General features: G+C 60.2%; 2 protein-coding genes. Both read right to left on the bottom strand.

Annotation, left to right across the window (positions count from 1 at the left end; genetic code table 11):
* A partial coding sequence (locus tag C7C56_RS10280) for a GDYXXLXY domain-containing protein (protein WP_106757328.1) occupies positions 1-1,722 on the bottom strand: 1,722 nt, incomplete at its 3' end.
* Positions 1,719-2,696, bottom strand: a complete 978-nt coding sequence (locus tag C7C56_RS10285) for a DUF2157 domain-containing protein (RefSeq protein ID WP_106757329.1) — start codon at positions 2,694-2,696, stop codon at positions 1,719-1,721. The genes C7C56_RS10285 and C7C56_RS10280, both read right to left, overlap by 4 nt.
* Between the last annotated feature and the right edge of the window lie 314 nt (positions 2,697-3,010).

The raw sequence follows: 3,010 nt of genomic DNA on the forward strand, positions 1-3,010 counted from the left end.
CAAGATCGCGTTCAGCGCCGGTGGGTTTTTTTTAGTCCTGGTTTTATTTGTCGGTAGCTGCCGAGAAAAGCGCCCGATGTGGGCGCCCTCGAATAGTGCTGGATAAGTTCTCAGAGGCTCTAGCGCCGGCCCGCGCATTCCAACAAGCAAGGCGCGCCCATTGGAAGCGACGCGGAATTCGCCGTACTTGGCCCGGCTCCACCGTTCCGCCTCGCCCTCCTTGAAGTACCACGCATCGGTGACGAGCGTCCATCCTTGGCGTGTCGACGTCAATTCGATGCGGATTTCGTCCGATGCGAGCGGCGAACCATCGTCGACGCGCGAAACCGTTGCCACGCCGCGTGCATCTACTTTGGCGACGACATGCGGCCGGCCTTTGCGACGCATGAAACGTTCTTCGGCTTGCACTTCCACCGGCAGATTGAAATTGAGTCGCATATAGTCGCCCTGCATGAGCGAACGCGGGTCCACCGGCGCCAACTCGACGTAGATCGGACGGCCGTTTGCAATCAGATCCTCTTTCTGCCAGATAGCCCCATTGGCCACCATCAGTACTGCGAGCAAGCAGACTGCAATGCCGACCCGCGTGCGGCGGGATGTGGCGACAGGCGTTGCCTGCGCGTGCAGCGCGGCGTGACCTTGCGTGCGCAGTGCAAGCCATGCAAGCAGGCCGAGCACCGCGCCGGCGCCTGTCAGCAGGATTGCCTTGGTTGCGAGGGGAAACTGAAGTTGATAGTAGAAACCGCCGATTATCCAGGCTGCCGCAACCGCGGCGGCCGCTGCCAGGCGCCAGCGTTTGCCGGTGACGCACAGTGCAAGCACCAGCAAGACGGCGCCCAGGCCAGGCATGAGCCACGCGAGTGCGACGAACACGAGGGCCACACCGGCACTCCATGTCTGCCGCAACGTCGGCCAACGATAGCCTAGCCACGCCACGCCGCAGGCCGCCAGCGCGAGCGAGGCAAAATTCCAGGGCTTGATTGGCAGCGCGCTGCCGCTGGCGTTGTGCAATTCGTTCCCACCACCAAAGCCGGCGTTGGCGCCAACCAGGAATGTCATCCCGGACCAGACCGCCAAACCGCCAAGCGCCACCAGAATCCACCCGACCGACAATGATTCGAGCGTTTCGGCAATGCTCACACCCTTGCCGTTGTCCAGAAAGAACTTGGCGCCGAGCCATACGGCGACGCATAGGTGTAACGCCAGCCAGAAATCGAAACTGTCGCCCCCCACTCCGCGCGAGGCGTTTGGAATAAAGGTGAAGACGGCCAACCCGCACATCGCTGCTCCGAACAACACGCGCAACCATGGACGGGGTATCAACCATGCGAGCACGGCTGCGCATAGCGCGAGCGCGGTCGATGCCGCCTGATTCGGCATGTCGCGGAACAGGCCCATGCCTAGCGTGGCGCCGCCGACCAGGACTCCGGGGACGGCCAATTGCTCAAGGAAAAGCGGTACGCCGCGCACGCGCAAAATCATGACCGTCACGGCTAGCAGCACTCCCCCAACGATATAGGGAGCGAGTCCTTTGTTGATGAAGTCGCTGAACAGCGTGGCGACCACCATGATCAACGGGATTGCGGCGAGCCACGCACCTAAGCCAGTCAGCAATATGACCGGCCACGGACGTGCTTCATGCTCGGGGCGGGTTGCAGACGCAGGCAAGATGCCGGCAGCTTTGGCATCGAGTACCATCTGGTCAATAGCGAGGTCGCTCATGCCGTCACTCCTGTCGTTTCATGGTTGCGCGCGAGCCGCATGATCACGCTTACTGTTGCCGCAAGCAAGCCAGCGGCGAAAAGCCCTACCAACAGCAAGGCGCCAATATGGTCGCCCGATGACCCATCGAATACCAGGTGGGCGACGCCGCTGACGAGCAAAATATCAAGTGCGAGGCCGACCGCGCTGAGGCCGAAAACGTCGAACAGCTTTGGAGACGAAAAACAGGCCGCCGCTCCCGCTAGTGCTGCCAAGCCGAGCCAGTATTGGGGCGCGATGTCGCGTGAAAACAGTCCCATCAGCGCAGGGGCAACGACAATCATGATTGCCAAAATCAGCGCGGCGCGTAGTGCCCAGGGGCCTGCGCCTGTATGTTGTTGCAGGAGTGGACTGAGTGCGAATGTCAGCGCCAGGGCCATGGCCCATGCCAAAAGATGCGCGCCGAGTTCTGGCGATCCTATGCGCCAAGAATTACCAGTGTGCGCATGCACCCATAGCGAGATCGCAGTCATGGTCACCAAGGCCCATGGCGCCCACAGCACATCGCTGCGCACGGCCAGGCAAAGCGGTAAGCTCAATACAGCCCAGAGTGCAAATAGTTGCCAGGCGTCGGCGCCGGTCTGATAGGTTTGTCCGAAATAGGCGAACAAGCCACCGATCGCGAGGAAAGCCAACAGACTCAACGCCGCCCTGGCAGCTGGGCGCAGCAAAGCCCCCACGCACATGACCACTACAAAACTCTCAAGCAAAACGAAGCGGCCGGTGCGCCCGAGCGAATCCCAGTTGGCGGCGACCCAGATGACAATGCCGAGGCCACCAAGGGCGGCGGCGGCGATCGCTACGCCAAAGGCTAGTTTTGGCAGGTGGCCCTGCGGCGGTACTTCAAGTTGCGCCAGCTGCAAGAGGCGCTTGGCATCGGCGGGCGCCAAGTTGTGCTTTGCGGCCAAGTGGTGAAGGGCGAGTCGCAAGTCCATATGTGGTTTGCCTCTGTAGAAAAAACGTGAGATTTCAGGGTGGCAATATTGCGATCCTGCCAAAGCAATTGTACGAGAGATTTAGAGCATCGAATAAAAAACCTTGCCAAGCCTGACGGGCGTTTGCTATAGTTCGCCTCCCCGATGAAAAGGTTAACGAAATCAAGTAGTTAACGAGAGTCGGGGCCGCCTGAAAAAGGCGGTGACGGTAAAAAAGAAGTTTGACGAACAATGCGGAATGCTGCATAATCTCACCTCTTCGCTGCTGACGAACACAACGCTTCGTCAACCAAGCAGCAGGCAGTAACGAACAA

This window comes from Massilia glaciei (assembly GCF_003011895.2).
Classification (GTDB): Bacteria; Pseudomonadota; Gammaproteobacteria; order Burkholderiales; family Burkholderiaceae_D; genus Telluria_A; species Telluria_A glaciei.